Raw genomic sequence first — 17,592 nt, forward strand, 5'->3', positions numbered from 1 at the left:
ATGAAGTGTTAATCTACTCATCAGAATCAACTTCTGTTTAGCGCAGCAAGAGAGGAGGAGCACTGGCAATGGCTGACAAATCTATGTCGGATAAGCATATGACGGAAAAATGCTCCACTGAAGATATTGGTGAACTGATCGAAGTTTCCGGAACCATCAAATGGTTCGACGTTGCCAAAGGCTACGGCTTTGTGGTGCCGGATGATAATTCTTTTTCAGATATTCTGCTGCATGTGACGATCCTGCGCCGTGATGGCTTTCAGGTTGTATCCGAAGGTGCGCGCATCGTTTGTGAAGTGCGTAACTCTGATCGTGGTTTGCAGTGTTTCAGAGTTGTATCCATTGATACAACCACGGCTGTGCATCCGGCATCTATGCCGCAGCGCACCCATTCCAGTGTTGTGCCATCCAGCGGGCTTGAGCGTGTGATCGTCAAGTGGTTCAACCGCACCAAGGGTTTTGGCTTCCTGACCCGCGGTGAAGGCACGGAAGACATTTTCATCCATATGGAAACCTTGCGTCGCTTCGGCATGGCTGAATTGCGTCCTGGCCAAGTGGTGCTGATCCGTTTTGGCGATGGCGACAAAGGCTTGATGGCTGCGGAAATCCATCCGGATATCGGCACGCAAATGCCGGTTTCACACTGATTTATCCATCAGGGATATTTAGCTGATTTGCAAAAGTCTGTTGAAGGCTGCTATCATCTTATTTGATAATCATTGAATGACGGGAGCACATAATATGGTGCGCAATGTGGTGCAGCGCTGTTTGGGCTTTATTGTCGTATTAATGATGGCACTTTCTATTCAAACCGCAATCGCACAAGATAATGAGCCGATGCGTTTGGAAGTTGATGCCAATCCGCTGACTTTCATGACCAGTGCCGGTGAACAGCAGATTGAGCTGGAAATTGCCGATACGGATGAAAGCCGTATGCGCGGGCTGATGTTCCGCAGCGATTTACCGCTTCAGCGCGGTATGTTGTTTGACTTCAAACAAGTGCGCTTGGTAACGATGTGGATGAGAAACACGCCACTGCCATTGGATATGGTTTTTCTGCATACGGATGGAACAATTGCCGTAATCCGTGAAAATACCACACCATTTTCAGAAAATATTGTTTCATCCGGCGAACCAGTGGCCTATGTGATAGAGCTAAACGCAGGAATGGCTAAAAAGCTGGGGCTGAATGCCGGTGATAAAGCTGTGCATCCTGCTATTTGCGGGCGTTGTGATTAAGCACGTTTTCGTCATGCTACCTGCGCAATCGTTTGGGTTTGAGAATTTTTAAGGAAAGTTTCGTGACTGCTCTGGATGTAAAATATTTCGACCATAATGGTATGCGCTTTGCCTATCGTGAAGACGGAGCAGATGGGAATTTAGCAGAAACGATCCTTCTTATTCATGGTTTTGCGTCGTCAAGCGTGGTCAATTGGGTTTCCCCCGGTTGGTTCCGCACGCTTGTTGAGGCTGGTTATCATGTGGTGGCGATTGATAATCGCGGTCATGGTTTTTCTGATAAGCCCCATGACAAAGAGCTTTATTATCCGGCAATGATGGCGGTTGATGCGGCTGCTCTGCTTGATCATTTGAACATTAAAAAAGCCCATGTGATGGGTTATTCTATGGGCGCACGGATCAGTGCATTTTTGGCGCTGGATTTTCCTGAAAAAGTACAAAGCCTTGTTTTTGGTGGTCTCGGTATCGGCATGGTAACAGGTGCGGGTGATTGGGAGCCGATTGGCGAAGCGCTGCTGGCTGATGATCCGGATAGTGTTACCCATCCGCGCGGTCAAATGTTCCGCAAATTTGCCGATCAGACAAAAAGCGATCGTTTGGCGCTGGCTGCTTGTGTCATCACCTCTAAAGAACTGGTAACGGCACAGGCAATTGGCTCAATTGAACAGCCAACCTTGGTGGCTGTCGGCACCAAAGATGATATTGCCGGTGATCCGCACGCACTGGCAGATCTATTACCTAATGGCACTGCCCTTGATATCCCTGATCGTGATCATATGTTAGCTGTGGGTGACAAAGTGTATAAGCAGGGTGTATTATCATTTTTGAGCCAGCATCGCTTTTGATAAGCGGTTAAGTCCTTAAAACGCCTAAAGACGATTGTTGAGTAAAAGATGACAGCGCAAAGTCCGGCCAAATTATCTGCGAATGTCAGTCAGGTTGATCCGATCTGGCATGCGATCAAAGCTGAAGCGGAAGAAGCGGCACGCAAAGATCCGCTGCTGGCATCGTTTTTCTATACATCGCTGATCAGTCAGCCAAGTCTGGAAGATGCGGTGGCACACCGTGTTTCCGAGCGTCTTGGCCATCAGGATTTAAGCGCTGATTTGCTGCGTCAGACATTTGCTGCGATGCGCGATGGCTGCTCTGACTGGTCGCGGGTTTTACGCGTTGATATTCAGGCAGTTTATGACCGTGATCCGGCCTATAACCGTTTTATGGATCCGGTGATGTATCTGAAAGGCTTTCATGCCATTCAGACCCATCGTCTGGCGCATTGGCTGTGGAATGAAGGCCGCGTTGATCTGGCCTATTATCTGCAAAGTCGCTCATCGGCTGTTTTTCAGACCGATATTCATCCGGCAGCAAAATTTGGCAGCGGTATCTTTTTGGATCACGCAACGGGTCTGGTTGTGGGTGAAACAGCCGTGATTGAAGACAATGTTTCTATTTTGCACGCGGTAACGCTTGGTGGTACCGGTAAAGCTGGTGGCGACAGACATCCAAAAATTCGTCACGGCGTGCTGATTGGCGCGGGCGCTAAGATTTTGGGCAATATTGAAATTGGTCATTGCTCGAAAATTGCTGCCGGTTCTGTGGTGCTGAAACCCGTGCCGAGCAATGTAACCGTTGCCGGTGTGCCGGCTAAAGTGATGGGGGAAACCGGTTGTGCCGAACCATCACGTGTGATGGATCACTCCATCAGCAATGATGAATAAGATCAGCTTTTAATAAACAGACACAAATGGGCGATGAGCCTTTACAATAATATTGAGCGGGTGCATTAAGCCCGCTGAACATTCTAATCAGGAGAATCCGGTTGAAACCCGAAGAAATCAAAAAACTCGACGCTTATTTCAAACGGACTTTTGGTAATCCGTCTTTGCAGGTGAAGGCTCGTCCACGTAAGGATGATTCATGCGAATTATATCTTGATGATGAGTTTCTCGGCCTGATTTATGTCGATGAAGACGAAGAAGATGGTGAATTGTCCTACAACTTCTCCATGGCTATTCTGGACGTTGATCTCGACTAATTCAATTCATCCCGTTTCGGCGGTTGAATTTATTAAAGCCCTGTTGGTTTGTTCCGGCAGGGCTTTTCTTATGCGCCTATGCAAAGTTAGACGATTTTATAAGAGTGAGACGGGTTGTAATGCTGAGCCCCAGGCAACATAGTTGAGGCGCAAGCGACAAAGACAAAGCGGCTTTGGTTCTGAGATTCTGATGAGTTGCAAAAAGGGGAGGTCTTATGCCGATTTATGCCTTTAATGGTCATGCACCAACCTATGATGATGTAAAAACCAACTGGATTGCGCCGGATGCGACTGCCATCGGCAAAGTGCATCTGGGCGAAAATGCCAGCCTGTGGTTTGGCGTGATTTTACGTGGCGATAATGAGCTGATTAAAATCGGTGCCAATACCAATGTGCAGGAACATTGTGTGATGCACACGGATTATGGTTTTCCACTTACCATCGGGGAAGGTTGCACCATTGGCCATCGTGCCATGCTGCATGGCTGCACGATTGGTGAAAATAGTTTGATTGGTATTGGCGCGATTGTGCTGAATGGTGCAAAAATCGGCAATAATTGTCTGGTTGGTGCCGGAGCGCTGGTGACCGAGGGAAAAGAGTTCCCGGATAATTCGCTGATTGTGGGGTCGCCTGCACGGGTGGTGCGTCAGCTTGATGATGCAGCGGTTGCGAAGTTAAAAGAATCAGCGCGTAATTATGTTGAGAAATCACACGCTTTCATGCGCGGGATGGAGCCGGTTTAACAGGCTTTCATTAAAACCGACAAGGTGGTGGCAAAGACCTATTGCTTGCCACCTTGAATAATACGGAATTGGCGCCTTTTCGGCGCTGTTTTTTGATTTACCGGATTTTTATACGAGTAAGCAGCATTTACCTGTGCTTTGGCTGCCTGCAAATTATCTTGCGTAATCGCGAATGAATGGTCGATTTGATAATAATCGAGCGGATCTGCTTCCAGCCAAAAAGGGCTTTCATGCGCGGCGATTGCACCAATCCACTGCGTTTCGTCCTGATGTTGTACCGGCAGAATCAAAAGCTCAAACTGGTTTTGACGATTTGCACGGCTGATGCCGGTCAGTTGCGCACATAATGGCACATTATTTGCAGACACATTATGCAGCATCTCTTCCGTTACAACCTGATCATTTTCACGCCATAGCGACGAAAACAACTGATTGCCCAGTTCCTGACCATGGCGTGCGCAGAGGCGGGTGCCAGCCAAGCGGAACTGCACGCCACGTTTGGCCTTATGATGCAGAATGAAAATATCCGGCAAATAATCTGCCATCATGCGCGGGGTAAAATGACGACGCAAAGGGATGTCGTGATTTTCACGCAAAGCGTGCCACGTGGTGGAAAGAAATTGCACTGCTGGTGTCAGTGCATGAGGGGCGCTGGAACGTGACAAAACAGGTTACCGCTTAAAAACAGATTGTGCAGCACATCAGCGTACTGATGCTATTGATGCGTTTAAATGGTGATTTGTCCTATCCAACAGGATTAAGCAGTTGAATGCCAGCTTAACCCTTTACTCATCCACTGTTAGAATTTGTTAAGGTTAACGAGTTTGATGAAGTCTTTCAGAATTTGATTCCGAATATCATGTTAAATTTTTGATTTTATTCTATAATTTTATATTTCGCTTTGTTTCTACTTTAAGTTTTCGGATGGGGACAGTTCGCGCAGCCTGTCAACGCTGCCAGCATCAGGCGGTGATTTGGTTAAATTTGTTAAGAATTAAAAAAGAGCGATGAAGCCAAAAAAATAACCCATCTGTCTGATGAACAGTTCTTTTTTCAAGGCGGCCACTCCATATGATATGAAGTGCAGAATGTGAAATGACGGGAATCAAATATTCATGACAAATCATGATTCAAATGAAAGCTATGGTGTGACCTATCAAAGGGGTGGCGGTTCTCAGCAACCGCAAAAGACACGCGAACCTGTTTTCAATATTCCCGCTGTTATCATCGGTCTGATCGGGCTTTGTGGTTTAATTTATGTTGCGCAAAACTATCTAATCTCTGAAGAGCATAATTTTATCTTCATGTTAAATTTTGCCTTTATTCCGGCGCGCTTTACTTATGGCACCGGCTTTTATGATCCGGCGGCATTATTCACCATGCTGAGTTATTCATTTATGCATGGCAGCTTTACGCATCTGGCGGTTAATATGGTGTGGTTGGCAGCTTTCGGTTCGCCACTGGCAGGCCGCATCGGTACATCAAAGATTTTGATTTTCTGGGCGCTGACATCGATTGTCGCTGTTTTGACGCATTATGCCATTTATCCGACCAGCAATATTCCGCTGGTGGGGGCATCCGGTGCGATCTCCGGCATGATGGGCGCGGCGGCGCGCTACGGCTTCAGACGTGTGCCAACTCATAGCGGTAACAAAAATATGTCGGCCTTTGCGGGGCCGCTCTTGCCTGTGCTGACGACACTGACTTATCGTCCTGTCATTACCTTTGTCGGTATCTGGTTTATCATCAATATTATCACCGGTGTTTATTCGGCGCAGGAGACCGGTCTGGCCTCCATTGCATGGGAAGCGCATATTGGCGGATTTTTAGCTGGCTTCTTTGGCATTGCTTTGCTGGATCGGCCAAAGGAATATGATCGCTATTTTAAGCGCTAAACAGATGAAGCAACTAATCTGCGGCTTAGATAATTATAACGCCAGATCATGTTTAGTGACTTGATTTGTTTGATCTGACAGATCACCATGATGGAATACGGAAGCTTTTGGGGGAAGGGCTTTGGTTGTGAGAATAATGCATAAAACTAATAAGCAATATTGAGCTCGCATATCCGTAAATGGGAGGATTAATCATGACGGTTAAATCTATTCTGGAAAAAAAGGGGCGTGACGTCATCAGTGCGATGCCAAATGCGACCCTGTCAGAAGTTATCGCCATGCTCGCACGTCATCGTATCGGTGCTTTGGTGATATGTGATGAAGCACATGCGGTTTTGGGGATCTTGTCAGAGCGTGACGTGGTGCGGATGCTTTCCGCGCAAGGGCAAAAGGCATTGGATATGCCAGTGTCCGAAGCGATGACCAAAAAAGTCGAGACATGTCAGGAAAAGCACACCGTTAATCAGGTGATGGAAATCATGACACAGAAACGCTTCCGCCATATGCCGGTGGAACGTGACGGTAAGCTGGAAGGCATTATTTCTATTGGTGACGTGGTGAAGGCTCGCATTGAGCAAGTCGAGCGTGAAGCCGACGAGATTCGCAATTACATCGCGAGCGCATAATTTAAAGTGCGCTCTCAATCAGATAAAGAAAAAGCGGCTATTTCCCATAGCCGCTTTTTTAATTGTCAAAACTGAACGCTTATTTACTACGCAGATAACGCTCGGCTGCATAAAGCGAAATAGCCGCTGCATTAGAGACGTTGAGTGATTTGATTTCACCCGGCATATCAAGGCGGGCAAGAGTTGAAACGGTTTCGCGGGTCTTCTGGCGAAGGCCTTTACCTTCTGCACCCAAAACAAGCGCGATTTTGCCGCCCGTTAAGGTCGCTTCCATTTCAGCAGGGCCTTCAGAATCAAGACCGATAGTCATAAAGCCAAGTTCGTGCAGTTCTTCCAATGCTTCTGCCAGATTGCGAACTTCAATATGATTGATCAGTTCCAGCGCACCGGAGGCAGATTTTGCCAAGACGCCTGATTCTTGCGGGCTGTGACGGCTGGTGGTGATGAGCGCCTGCGCACCAAAAGCCACGGCCGAACGCATGATGGCGCCGACATTATGCGGATCAGTGACCTGATCGAGCACCAGAAGCAGCTGGCTATCCTGCAAATCGCTGAGTTTTTGTGCTTTCAGCGGCTTTGCTTCAATCATCACGCCCTGATGCACGGCTTCGCTGCCGGTTTCATTATCGATATCGCGGGGCGTTACAATCTCAATCGGAAAGTTGCGAGATTCGATATCTTCAATTTCAAGGCGGGCGAGGGCGTTACGCGTTGCCAGCATGCGGGTGATCTTGCGGTTAGGGTTCAAAACAGCGGCGCGAACCGTGTGCAAACCATAAAGACGCACTAAATCATCAGACAATGCACGCGCATCTGTCGCCGGACGGGTGCTTTTACGAAAATTTTGTGCCGCAGGATTCGCATTCTGGTCGCGAAACTGGCGTCTCAAACGGGCGTAATGAGAATCTTTGGGTGTTTTTTTATTATTGTCGGTGCTCATGGCGATTTTAATTTCTTCAAAGAGGAATTTGACAGTCTGCATACATGAAAAAGCTGCCTAAGTATGCCTATATTGAGTGGAAGGCAGAAATTGTGCCGGTTTTGCGTGGTTTTTTACGTGTTTTTGCCGCTTAGGCTGTTGAAAACAATCATCAATCACCACTTTCAGAACCGCAAAAACCTGATTTTTTTGACAGGCTGTGGAAAGAATATGCATTTTTCTGCAAAGAATTGAGAATTGGCTGTTGACAGTTCGCGGCTCTATCGTCATAACGCCACCAACAGCGATTGATTGACAAATCAAAATGTTAAGTCACTCAAATCGTTGTGGAATGCCTAGTTGCTCGACTCCGCTGGCAGTGTAAGCTGGAGGAATGCCCGAGTGGTTAAAGGGGACGGACTGTAAATCCGTTGGCTATGCCTTCGTTGGTTCAAATCCAACTTCCTCCACCACTGCCGGAGCGGATGTCAATTGCGCGGGTATAGCTCAATGGTAGAGCAGCAGCCTTCCAAGCTGAATACGCGGGTTCGATTCCCGCTACCCGCTCCAGAGTTTCGAGAGCGAACTGGCGTAAAGTTTTCATGAAGCGGACGGGAAACCGGTCCGTTTTTCTGTATTAAACGCCAGTATGGATACCTATGCTGGCACGCAGGCAGTTCTAAAAGAAGAGAACAACGGCGATGGCTAAGAGTAAATTTGAACGTAACAAACCACACGTTAACATCGGCACCATCGGTCACGTTGACCATGGTAAGACCTCGTTGACAGCTGCTATCACCAAATTCTTTGGTGACTTCCGCGCATACGATCAGATCGATGCTGCACCGGAAGAAAAAGCACGTGGTATCACCATTTCAACTTCCCACGTTGAATATGAAACCGAAAACCGTCACTACGCACACGTCGACTGCCCAGGTCACGCTGACTATGTTAAGAACATGATCACCGGTGCTGCTCAGATGGACGGCGCGATCCTCGTTGTTAACGCTGCTGATGGTCCAATGCCACAGACCCGTGAGCACATCCTGCTCGCTCGTCAGGTTGGTGTTCCTGCGATCGTTGTCTTCTTGAACAAAGTTGACCAGGTTGACGATGCTGAACTGCTCGAACTCGTAGAAATGGAAGTTCGTGAACTTCTGTCGAAATACGACTTCCCAGGCGACGATATTCCTGTTGTTAAGGGCTCGGCTCTTGCAGCTCTGGAAGATTCAGACAAGACCATCGGTGAAGATGCAATTCGCGAACTGATGGCTGCTGTTGACAGCTACATCCCAACTCCAGAACGTCCTGTTGACCAGCCGTTCCTGATGCCAATCGAAGACGTATTCTCGATCTCCGGTCGTGGTACAGTTGTTACCGGTCGTGTAGAGCGCGGTATCGTTAAAGTTGGTGAAGAAGTTGAGATCGTTGGTATCAAAGCTACCGGCAAGACAACTGTTACCGGCGTTGAAATGTTCCGCAAGCTGCTCGATCAGGGCCAGGCTGGCGATAACATCGGTGCACTGGTTCGTGGTGTAGGCCGTGAAGACGTTGAACGTGGTCAGGTTCTCTGCAAGCCAGGTTCCGTTAAGCCACACACCAAGTTCAAGGCAGAAGCTTATATTCTGACCAAGGAAGAAGGCGGCCGTCATACTCCGTTCTTCACCAACTACCGTCCTCAGTTCTACTTCCGTACAACTGACGTTACCGGTATTGTAACCTTGCCAGAAGGCGTTGAAATGGTTATGCCAGGTGACAACGTTTCTGTTGATGTTGCGCTGATCGTACCTATCGCTATGGAAGAAAAGCTCCGCTTTGCTATCCGCGAAGGTGGCCGTACCGTTGGTGCCGGCGTCGTCGCTTCCATCATCGAATAAAAAATACGCTGATCAGTGAAAATAATTGCTGATCAGCGCTTTTTAGTGCTTGATGTTTCAAATTTTGAGCGCTAAGAGGTTGAAAGAATTCAGACATCAGATTCTCTGGTGTCAAATACAAGAGCCTTTAGGTTCAAGTATTTAGGGGTATAGCTCAGTTGGTAGAGCGACGGTCTCCAAAACCGTAGGTCGCGGGTTCGAGCCCTGCTGCCCCTGCCATTTAGTTGGGCGCCGCATAGTGTAAAGCTGTGCTGCGCTCAATTTCGTTTTAAGGCCAATAATATTTAAGTGTTGAATATTGTTGGATGAGCACGTCCTTAACCTTTGAGGTGAGGGGAGTGTCCGAAGGGTCTTTTCTCTGGATGGGCGCAGTTTACGGGCGAGTGTTTTACTTTCGTTAACGTCTGGGCTTGTAATTTTTGAGAATCGGTTCTATGTAACGTCAACAGACACGCGGTGCGTGGAGCTGAATCATCAGCTTTGCGTGCCGTAGCTGCGTGAGTGAAAGTTTGATTCGCTGTTTGAATCATTTTTTTTATCACGCCAGATCAATGACAGAGTGACAAATGGCATCTAAGACGAATCCTTTTACATTCTTGCAGCAGGTTCGTGCTGAAACGGCTAAAGTTACATGGCCGTCACGGCGTGAAACTGTTATTTCCACTATTATGGTGGTGGTAATGGCGTTTGTTGCGGCTGCGTTTTTCTTTCTTGCAGATCAGCTTATGGCTTATGTTGTTGAGTTGATACTTGGTCTCGGACGCTGACGGTTTATACGGGAGTAACGGGATGACTGCACGCTGGTACATTGTTCATGCCTATTCGAACTTTGAAAAAAAGGTTGCTGAAGATATTCAGCTGAAGGCGGACCAGAAGGGTCTGTCGCACCTGATCGAACAGATTATCGTTCCGACTGAAAAGGTTGTGGAAGTGCGTCGTGGCCGTAAGGTCGATGCAGAGCGTAAGTTCTTTCCGGGTTATGTATTGATTAAGGCGAATTTGACAGATGCTCTGTTCTCGCTGATCAAAAACACATCGCGCGTAACCGGCTTTTTGGGTGATCCAAATCCGGTTGCTATTCCTGTGCGTGAAATCGAGCAGATTTTGGCGCAGGTTCAGGAAGGTGTTGATCGTCCGAAAGCATCTGTATCCTTTGAAGTTGGTGAGCAGGTTCGTGTTTCTGACGGTCCGTTCGCATCTTTCAATGGTATCGTACAGGAAGTTGAAGAAGAGCGCGCACGCTTGAAGGTCGAGGTTTCGATCTTTGGTCGTGCTACTCCTGTGGATCTTGAATTCGGTCAGGTTGAAAAGCTCTGATCGTTTTATGGCGGCCTTAGTGCCGCCCGCCGCATTGTAAATGTGGTGTGAGGTGGAAGGTAAGCCGGCTTTAGCCGGTCGGTAAGCCAGACCACCGAACTGCACGGCCAATTTAATTGGCGTTTTAAAGAGTCGCCGGCTTGCCGGCTTATCAATGAAAGCAGAATGCAATGGCTAAAAAAGTTGCAGGTCAGCTCAAACTGCAGGTTGCTGCAGGTGCTGCCAACCCTTCGCCACCAATTGGTCCGGCTCTCGGTCAGCGTGGTATCAACATCATGGAATTCTGTAAGGCATTTAACGCTGCCTCGCAGGATATGGAAAAGGGTTCCCCGATTCCAGTCGTGATCACCTATTACCAGGACAAGTCTTTCACTTTTGTGATGAAGACCCCACCTGTTGCTTACTTCTTGAAGAAGGCTGCTAATCTGAAGTCCGGTTCGAAAGAGCCAGGCAAGATTAAAGCTGGTACAATTTCACGCGATAAAGTCCGTGAAATTGCAGAAGCTAAGATGAAAGACCTGAGCGCAGCTGACATCGAAGCAGCTATGCGTATGGTTGAAGGTTCTGCCCGTTCGATGGGCCTGGAAGTGGTGGGCTGATCTGATGGCGAAATTATCAAAGCGTGTAGCTAAGATTCGTGAAGGTTTTGATCACGATAAGCTTTATGACTTGTCGGCCGCTATCGGTGTTGTCAAGGAACGTGCTGTTGCGAAATTCGATGAAACCATCGAAATCGCGATGAACCTCGGCGTTGACCCACGTCATGCTGACCAGATGGTTCGCGGCGTTGTTAACTTGCCAAACGGCACAGGCCGTACAGTTCGCGTTGCTGTTTTTGCTCGTGGCGATAAAGCTGAAGAAGCTAAAAAAGCCGGTGCAGACATCGTTGGCGCAGAAGATCTGTTCGAAATCGTCAATGGCGGCAAGATCGAATTCGATCGCTGCATTGCAACCCCTGACATGATGCCACTCGTTGGCCGTCTGGGTAAGGTTCTCGGACCGCGCGGCATGATGCCAAACCCTAAAGTTGGTACTGTTACCGTTGATGTTGCAGCAGCTGTTGCAGCTTCCAAAGGTGGTGCAGTTGAATTCCGCGTTGAAAAAGCTGGTATTATCCATGCTGGTATCGGCAAGGTTTCATTCGACAACAAGGCTCTGGAAGAAAACATCCGCGCATTTGCTGATGCAGTTCTGAAAGCTAAGCCTGTTGCTGCCAAGGGTGAATACCTGAAGCGCGTATCGATTTCTTCAACCATGGGCGTTGGTGTCAAAGTTGACACTTCCAGCGTTAAGGTAGAAGCTTAATAATTTGCTTTCTGCTTGGAAATAAAGCAGAAAGCACTTTCATTCCGGGCCGCAAGGCCCGGATAGCTGAACGCTAGTTCAGTTATCCTGTCCGAGATTGTGGGTGGCGTAAGTCTTAAATTTAGCCTGCATGAGACGTGGAATAACCAGGTTTAGCGCTAGTCGCAATTCAAGGTTTGAACCGTAGTTGCTTTTATAATGCCGGTGTATGCCGCTTATAAAAGGGACAGGAGACCAAGCGTTGGAATGTTTCATTTCAACAAAGGCAAACCGGCAATTGCATTTTTATGTAATTGTCTACTGGAGAGACACCGTGGATAGAGCGGAAAAACGCGAATTTGTCACATGGCTGAACAGCACTTTTAGTGAGTCTGGTTCTGTCGTCGTGGCTCACTATACCGGTCTCACTGTTTCGCAGATGAGCGATCTTCGCTCGAAAATGCGCGAAGCTGGTGGTTCCGTTAAAGTCGCGAAAAACCGCCTTGCCAAAATCGCTCTTCAGGGCACGGAAGCTGAAGGTATCGCAGAGCTTTTCACAGGTCAGACTGTAATTGCTTATGCAGCAGATCCTATCAGCGCTCCTAAAGTAGCAGTTGAGTTCGCCAAAGCTAACGACAAGCTCGTTATCCTTGGTGGTGCAATGGGCGCAACCAATCTTGATGCTGAAGGCATTAAGTCACTTGCTTCCTTGCCGTCACTCGACGAACTGCGCGCAAAGTTGGTTGGTATGATCCAGACACCAGCACAGCGTCTTGCAGTACTTACAAGCGCACCAGCAGGCCAAATCGCCCGCGTTATTGGCGCGCACGCCCGGAAGAACGAGGCGGCTTAAGGCCGTTTCTCGCTGTCAATTGTTCAAACCTTTAAACTAAGGAATACTAAAATGGCTGATCTCGCAAAGATCGTTGAAGACCTCTCAGCACTGACCGTTCTCGAAGCTGCAGAACTGTCCAAGCTTCTGGAAGAAAAGTGGGGCGTTTCCGCTGCTGCTCCAGTTGCTGTTGCTGCTGCTGGTGGCGCTGCTGCCGGTGGTGCTGCTGCTGAAGAAAAGACCGAATTCGACGTAATCCTCGTCGATGGTGGCGCATCCAAGATCAACGTGATCAAGGAAGTTCGCGCAATCACCGGTCTGGGTCTGAAAGAAGCTAAAGACCTCGTTGAAGGTGCACCTAAGCCTGTTAAAGAAGGTGCAGCTAAAGACGAAGCAGAAAAAATCAAAGCACAGCTCGAAGCAGCTGGCGCAAAGATCGAACTTAAGTAAGTTCCTGCGTCCGGCAGATGCTCTTGCATCTGCCGGTTCTCTGCATTATCAGTAGATTAATGCAGACTAGTTGGTGCCGAACCCTTTTCCTGACTACACTCAACGTGGTCAGGAAACGGGTTTTGTCCCGTTCAGGTGACCGCCGTCAGGCGGCGAGTAATAAAGGCCGCAAGGCGTGAGCAAGGCCGCAAGGCTATAGAACGAGGAGCGACGATGGCTCAGACCCATTCTTTCAATGGTCGCAAGCGCGTACGCAAGTTTTTCGGTAAGATCCCTGAGGTCGCCGAGATGCCGAACCTGATTGAGGTTCAAAAAGCATCTTACGACCAGTTCCTTATGGTTGAGGAACCAGCAGGCGGGCGTCTTGACGAAGGTTTGCAGGCCGTTTTCAAGTCTGTTTTTCCGATACAGGACTTTTCTGGCGCATCGATGCTTGAATTCGTTTCCTACGAGTTTGAGGCGCCGAAATTTGACGTTGACGAATGCCGTCAGCGTGATCTGACCTATTCCGCGCCATTAAAAGTGACTTTGCGTCTGATCGTATTCGATATTGACGAAGATACCGGCGCGAAATCCATTAAGGATATTAAAGAGCAGGATGTTTACATGGGCGATATGCCGCTCATGACAGACAACGGCACCTTTATCGTTAATGGTACTGAGCGTGTTATCGTGTCTCAGATGCACCGTTCACCTGGTGTATTCTTCGATCACGACAAGGGTAAGACACACTCATCCGGTAAACTGCTTTTTGCATCCCGCGTCATTCCTTACCGCGGTTCGTGGCTCGATATTGAATTCGACGCCAAGGACGTGGTTTTTGCGCGTATCGACCGTCGCCGTAAGCTGCCTGTTACCAGCTTGCTGATGGCGCTTGGCATGGATGGAGAAGAAATTCTTTCAACCTTCTACAACACTGTCACCTATACACGTGACGGTGATGACTGGCGCATGCCTTATTCGGCAGAGCGCTTCAAAGGCATGAAAGTTATTTCTGACCTGGTTGATGCTGATACCGGTGAAGTTGTTCTCGAATCCGGCAAGAAGCTCACAGCTCGTGCTGCGCGTCAGCTGGCTGAGAAGGGCCTCAAGGCTATCAAGGTCACCGAAGATGATCTGTTCGGCTCATATTTGGCTGAAGATATCGTCAATTACGAAACCGGTGAAATCTTCCTTGAAGCCGGTGATGAACTTGACGAAAAGACACTCAAGGTTCTGATCGAAACCGGCGTTGATGAAATCAACACGCTGGATATCGACCATGTGAACATTGGTGCCTATATCCGCAATACACTGGCTGCTGACAAGAATGAAAGCCGTCAGGATGCGCTGTTTGACATCTACCGTGTCATGCGCCCTGGTGAGCCGCCGACCATGGATTCTGCGGAAGCCATGTTCCATTCGCTGTTCTTTGATGCAGAGCGTTATGATCTCTCCGCAGTTGGCCGCGTGAAGATGAACATGCGTCTTGATGTTGATGCTGAAGACACAGTCCGTGTACTGCGCAAAGAAGACATCGTTGCTGTTGTTAAAATGCTGGTTGAACTGCGCGATGGTCGCGGTGAAATCGACGATATTGACAACCTCGGCAACCGTCGTGTGCGTTCAGTCGGCGAATTGATGGAAAATCAGTATCGCGTTGGTTTGCTGCGTATGGAACGCGCAATCAAAGAGCGTATGTCGTCGATCGAAATCGATACTGTCATGCCGCAGGATCTCATCAACGCGAAGCCTGCTGCTGCAGCTGTGCGTGAGTTCTTCGGTTCTTCCCAGCTTTCACAGTTTATGGATCAGACTAACCCATTGTCTGAAATTACCCATAAGCGTCGTCTTTCGGCTCTCGGACCCGGCGGTCTGACCCGTGAGCGTGCCGGCTTTGAAGTTCGTGACGTTCATCCGACACACTATGGCCGTATCTGCCCGATTGAAACACCGGAAGGTCCGAATATCGGTCTGATCAACTCTTTGGCAACCTTTGCCCGCGTCAACAAATACGGCTTCATTGAAAGCCCGTATCGTAAGATCGTTGACGGCAAAGTCACCAATGATGTGGTTTATCTGTCTGCAATGGAAGAAGCCAAGCACTCAGTTGCACAGGCAAACGCCATTATCGACGATAACGGTCACTTTGTTGATGAATTCGTTGTCTGCCGCCATGCCGGCGAAGTGATGATGATGCCGCGTGAAAACGTGGATCTGATGGACGTTTCGCCTAAGCAGTTGGTATCTGTTGCTGCAGCGCTTATTCCGTTCCTTGAAAACGATGACGCGAACCGCGCATTGATGGGTTCGAACATGCAGCGTCAGGCCGTGCCTCTGGTACGTGCGGAAGCTCCGTTCGTCGGTACTGGTATGGAACCGATTGTAGCGCGCGACTCCGGTGCTGCTATTGCTGCACGTCGTGGTGGTATTGTTGATCAGGTGGATGCGACCCGTATCGTTATCCGTGCAACCGAAGATCTGGATCCGTCCAAGTCCGGTGTTGATATCTATCGCCTGATGAAGTTCCAGCGCTCCAACCAGAACACCTGTATTAACCAGCGTCCACTGGTGCGTGTAGGTGATCGTATCGGTAAGGGTGACATCATCGCTGACGGTCCTTCGACCGATCTGGGTGATCTGGCGCTCGGCCGTAACGTGCTGGTCGCGTTTATGCCTTGGAACGGCTACAACTACGAAGACTCCATCCTGCTGTCTGAAAAGATTGTTTCCGATGACGTCTTCACTTCGATCCATATAGAAGAATTTGAAGTAGCGGCTCGTGATACCAAGCTCGGACCTGAAGAAATCACCCGTGATATTCCTAACGTTTCGGAAGAAGCGCTGAAGAATCTCGACGAAGCCGGTATTGTTTATATCGGTGCCGAAGTGAATCCGGGCGACATTCTGGTCGGTAAGATCACACCAAAGGGCGAAAGCCCGATGACACCGGAAGAAAAGCTTCTACGTGCCATCTTTGGTGAAAAGGCTTCTGACGTCCGTGACACCTCCATGCGTATGCCTCCGGGAACATACGGTACAATCGTTGAAGTTCGCGTTTTCAATCGCCACGGCATTGAAAAAGACGAACGTGCAATGGCTATTGAACGTGAAGAAATCGAACGTCTTGCAAAAGACCGCGATGACGAACAGGCCATTCTCGACCGCAATACCTATGGCCGTCTGGTAGATACACTGGAAGGTAAAGTCGCGATTGCAGGTCCTAAGGGCTTCAAAAAAGGCGGCGCACTGACCCGTGATGTGATTTCGGAATATCCGCGTTCACAATGGTGGCAGTTTGCTGTTGAAGACGAAAAGCTTCAGGGTGAAATTGAAGCGCTTCGCAACCAGTACGACGAATCCAAGAAGATGCTTGAAGCACGCTTCATGGATAAGGTTGAAAAGGTTCAGCGCGGCGACGAAATGGCCCCTGGCGTGATGAAGATGGTCAAGGTCTTTGTTGCTGTTAAGCGCAAGATCCAGCCAGGTGATAAGATGGCCGGTCGTCACGGTAACAAGGGTGTGGTTTCCCGCATTCTGCCTGTTGAAGACATGCCGTTCCTGGAAGATGGTACACATGCGGATATCGTGCTTAACCCGTTGGGTGTGCCGTCCCGTATGAACGTGGGTCAGATTCTGGAAACGCATCTGGGCTGGGCTTGTGCCGGTATGGGTCGTAAGATCGGGGAACTGATCGACGCCTATAAGAAGACTGCAAATATTCAGCCGCTGCGCGATACTCTGGAAAATATCTATCCGGACAATGACCGCAACGAACCTGTCCGCAACTATGATGATGAGTCGGTTCTGACACTGGCAAATCAGGTTAAGCGCGGCGTATCGATTGCCACACCTGTTTTTGACGGTGCTGTGGAAGCCGATATCAATGCGATGCTGACAGATGCAGGCTTGGCAACATCGGGTCAGTCAACTCTTTATGATGGTCGTACCGGTGAGCCGTTCGATCGTCAGGTGACCATGGGCTACATCTATATGTTGAAGCTCCATCACTTGGTTGACGACAAGATCCATGCTCGTTCGATCGGACCTTACTCGCTCGTCACACAGCAGCCGCTGGGTGGTAAAGCACAGTTCGGTGGTCAGCGCTTCGGTGAAATGGAAGTCTGGGCTCTGGAAGCTTACGGTGCAGCATATACCTTGCAGGAAATGCTCACAGTTAAGTCTGACGACGTGGCCGGCCGTACCAAGGTCTATGAAGCTATCGTACGTGGTGATGACACATTTGAAGCTGGTATTCCTGAGAGCTTTAACGTTCTCGTCAAGGAAATGCGCTCACTGGGTCTCAACGTACAGCTCGATGACACGCGTGACGCTCAGCCACAGCTGCCGGACGCAGCCGAATAAATTTTACAGGCGCGCTATGGTTTTCCATAGT

General features: G+C 48.9%; 18 protein-coding genes and 3 tRNA genes. 19 read left to right on the forward strand and 2 right to left on the reverse strand.

Annotation, left to right across the window (positions count from 1 at the left end; genetic code table 11):
• The first annotated feature begins 68 nt into the window (after positions 1 to 68).
• From ABDZ76_RS08150 to ABDZ76_RS08175, 6 genes are all read left to right on the forward strand, one after another.
• Entirely contained in the window at positions 69 to 647 is a 579-nt protein-coding gene (locus tag ABDZ76_RS08150) for a cold-shock protein (protein ID WP_343804182.1), read from the forward strand.
• A 94-nt stretch (positions 648 to 741) separates the two neighbouring features.
• Entirely contained in the window at positions 742 to 1,239 is a 498-nt protein-coding gene (locus ABDZ76_RS08155) for a DUF192 domain-containing protein (RefSeq protein WP_425541750.1), read from the forward strand.
• 62 nt (positions 1,240 to 1,301) lie between these two features.
• Positions 1,302 to 2,084: an alpha/beta fold hydrolase gene (locus ABDZ76_RS08160; RefSeq protein ID WP_343804185.1), complete on the forward strand. Its 783-nt coding sequence runs from the start codon at positions 1,302 to 1,304 to the stop codon at positions 2,082 to 2,084.
• 48 nt (positions 2,085 to 2,132) lie between these two features.
• Positions 2,133 to 2,957 (forward strand): serine O-acetyltransferase, encoded by an 825-nt coding sequence (gene cysE, locus ABDZ76_RS08165; RefSeq protein ID WP_343804188.1) that lies wholly within the window; start codon positions 2,133 to 2,135, stop codon positions 2,955 to 2,957.
• Between the two features lie 101 nt (positions 2,958 to 3,058).
• On the forward strand, positions 3,059 to 3,274 hold the full coding sequence (locus ABDZ76_RS08170; RefSeq protein WP_184218756.1) for a DUF3126 family protein: 216 nt from the start codon (positions 3,059 to 3,061) through the stop codon (positions 3,272 to 3,274).
• Between the two features lie 215 nt (positions 3,275 to 3,489).
• Positions 3,490 to 4,017, forward strand: coding sequence for a gamma carbonic anhydrase family protein (locus ABDZ76_RS08175; RefSeq protein WP_343804193.1), 528 nt, complete (start codon positions 3,490 to 3,492; stop codon positions 4,015 to 4,017).
• Between the two features lie 38 nt (positions 4,018 to 4,055).
• On the opposite strand, the gene ABDZ76_RS08180 is transcribed toward ABDZ76_RS08175, so the two are convergent.
• Positions 4,056 to 4,682, reverse strand: a complete 627-nt coding sequence (locus tag ABDZ76_RS08180; protein WP_343804197.1) for a PAS domain-containing protein — start codon at positions 4,680 to 4,682, stop codon at positions 4,056 to 4,058.
• Between the two features lie 450 nt (positions 4,683 to 5,132).
• Between ABDZ76_RS08180 and ABDZ76_RS08185 the strand changes: the two genes are divergently transcribed.
• Both ABDZ76_RS08185 and ABDZ76_RS08190 read left to right on the forward strand, forming a co-directional pair.
• On the forward strand, positions 5,133 to 5,912 hold the full coding sequence (locus ABDZ76_RS08185) for a rhomboid family intramembrane serine protease (RefSeq protein ID WP_343804199.1): 780 nt from the start codon (positions 5,133 to 5,135) through the stop codon (positions 5,910 to 5,912).
• A gap of 194 nt (positions 5,913 to 6,106) precedes the next feature.
• Positions 6,107 to 6,538 (forward strand): CBS domain-containing protein, encoded by a 432-nt coding sequence (locus ABDZ76_RS08190; RefSeq protein ID WP_343804202.1) that lies wholly within the window; start codon positions 6,107 to 6,109, stop codon positions 6,536 to 6,538.
• Positions 6,539 to 6,617: 79 nt separating this feature from the next.
• On the opposite strand, the gene rlmB is transcribed toward ABDZ76_RS08190, so the two are convergent.
• Positions 6,618 to 7,478 carry a 23S rRNA (guanosine(2251)-2'-O)-methyltransferase RlmB gene (rlmB, locus tag ABDZ76_RS08195; protein ID WP_343804737.1) on the reverse strand — a complete coding sequence of 287 codons (861 nt, stop codon included), beginning with the start codon at positions 7,476 to 7,478 and terminating at the stop codon, positions 6,618 to 6,620.
• Positions 7,479 to 7,845: 367 nt separating this feature from the next.
• Here rlmB and ABDZ76_RS08200 point away from each other — a divergent pair.
• From ABDZ76_RS08200 to rpoB, 11 genes are all read left to right on the forward strand, one after another.
• Positions 7,846 to 7,930, forward strand: a tRNA-Tyr gene (locus ABDZ76_RS08200).
• 23 nt (positions 7,931 to 7,953) lie between these two features.
• A tRNA-Gly gene (locus ABDZ76_RS08205) sits at positions 7,954 to 8,027 on the forward strand.
• 131 nt (positions 8,028 to 8,158) lie between these two features.
• Positions 8,159 to 9,334, forward strand: a complete 1,176-nt coding sequence (gene tuf, locus ABDZ76_RS08210) for an elongation factor Tu (protein WP_343804205.1) — start codon at positions 8,159 to 8,161, stop codon at positions 9,332 to 9,334.
• Positions 9,335 to 9,477: 143 nt separating this feature from the next.
• A tRNA-Trp gene (locus ABDZ76_RS08215) sits at positions 9,478 to 9,553 on the forward strand.
• Between the two features lie 347 nt (positions 9,554 to 9,900).
• Positions 9,901 to 10,101, forward strand: a complete 201-nt coding sequence (secE, locus tag ABDZ76_RS08220; RefSeq protein WP_184218745.1) for a preprotein translocase subunit SecE — start codon at positions 9,901 to 9,903, stop codon at positions 10,099 to 10,101.
• Between the two features lie 22 nt (positions 10,102 to 10,123).
• Positions 10,124 to 10,651, forward strand: coding sequence for a transcription termination/antitermination protein NusG (nusG, locus tag ABDZ76_RS08225; protein WP_343804210.1), 528 nt, complete (start codon positions 10,124 to 10,126; stop codon positions 10,649 to 10,651).
• Between the two features lie 170 nt (positions 10,652 to 10,821).
• On the forward strand, positions 10,822 to 11,250 hold the full coding sequence (gene rplK / locus ABDZ76_RS08230; RefSeq protein ID WP_343804213.1) for a 50S ribosomal protein L11: 429 nt from the start codon (positions 10,822 to 10,824) through the stop codon (positions 11,248 to 11,250).
• 4 nt (positions 11,251 to 11,254) lie between these two features.
• Positions 11,255 to 11,956: a 50S ribosomal protein L1 gene (rplA, locus tag ABDZ76_RS08235; RefSeq protein WP_343804216.1), complete on the forward strand. Its 702-nt coding sequence runs from the start codon at positions 11,255 to 11,257 to the stop codon at positions 11,954 to 11,956.
• A 313-nt stretch (positions 11,957 to 12,269) separates the two neighbouring features.
• Positions 12,270 to 12,788, forward strand: a complete 519-nt coding sequence (gene rplJ, locus ABDZ76_RS08240) for a 50S ribosomal protein L10 (protein ID WP_343804219.1) — start codon at positions 12,270 to 12,272, stop codon at positions 12,786 to 12,788.
• Between the two features lie 51 nt (positions 12,789 to 12,839).
• The gene (gene rplL, locus ABDZ76_RS08245; RefSeq protein WP_343804222.1) at positions 12,840 to 13,217 is read left to right on the forward strand and encodes a 50S ribosomal protein L7/L12; all 378 of its coding nucleotides are present in this window, start codon (positions 12,840 to 12,842) and stop codon (positions 13,215 to 13,217) included.
• A 213-nt stretch (positions 13,218 to 13,430) separates the two neighbouring features.
• On the forward strand, positions 13,431 to 17,561 hold the full coding sequence (gene rpoB, locus ABDZ76_RS08250; protein WP_343804225.1) for a DNA-directed RNA polymerase subunit beta: 4,131 nt from the start codon (positions 13,431 to 13,433) through the stop codon (positions 17,559 to 17,561).
• The last annotated feature ends 31 nt before the right edge of the window (positions 17,562 to 17,592 follow it).

This window comes from Paenochrobactrum glaciei (genome assembly GCF_039522165.1).
Taxonomy (GTDB): domain Bacteria; phylum Pseudomonadota; class Alphaproteobacteria; order Rhizobiales; family Rhizobiaceae; genus Paenochrobactrum; species Paenochrobactrum glaciei.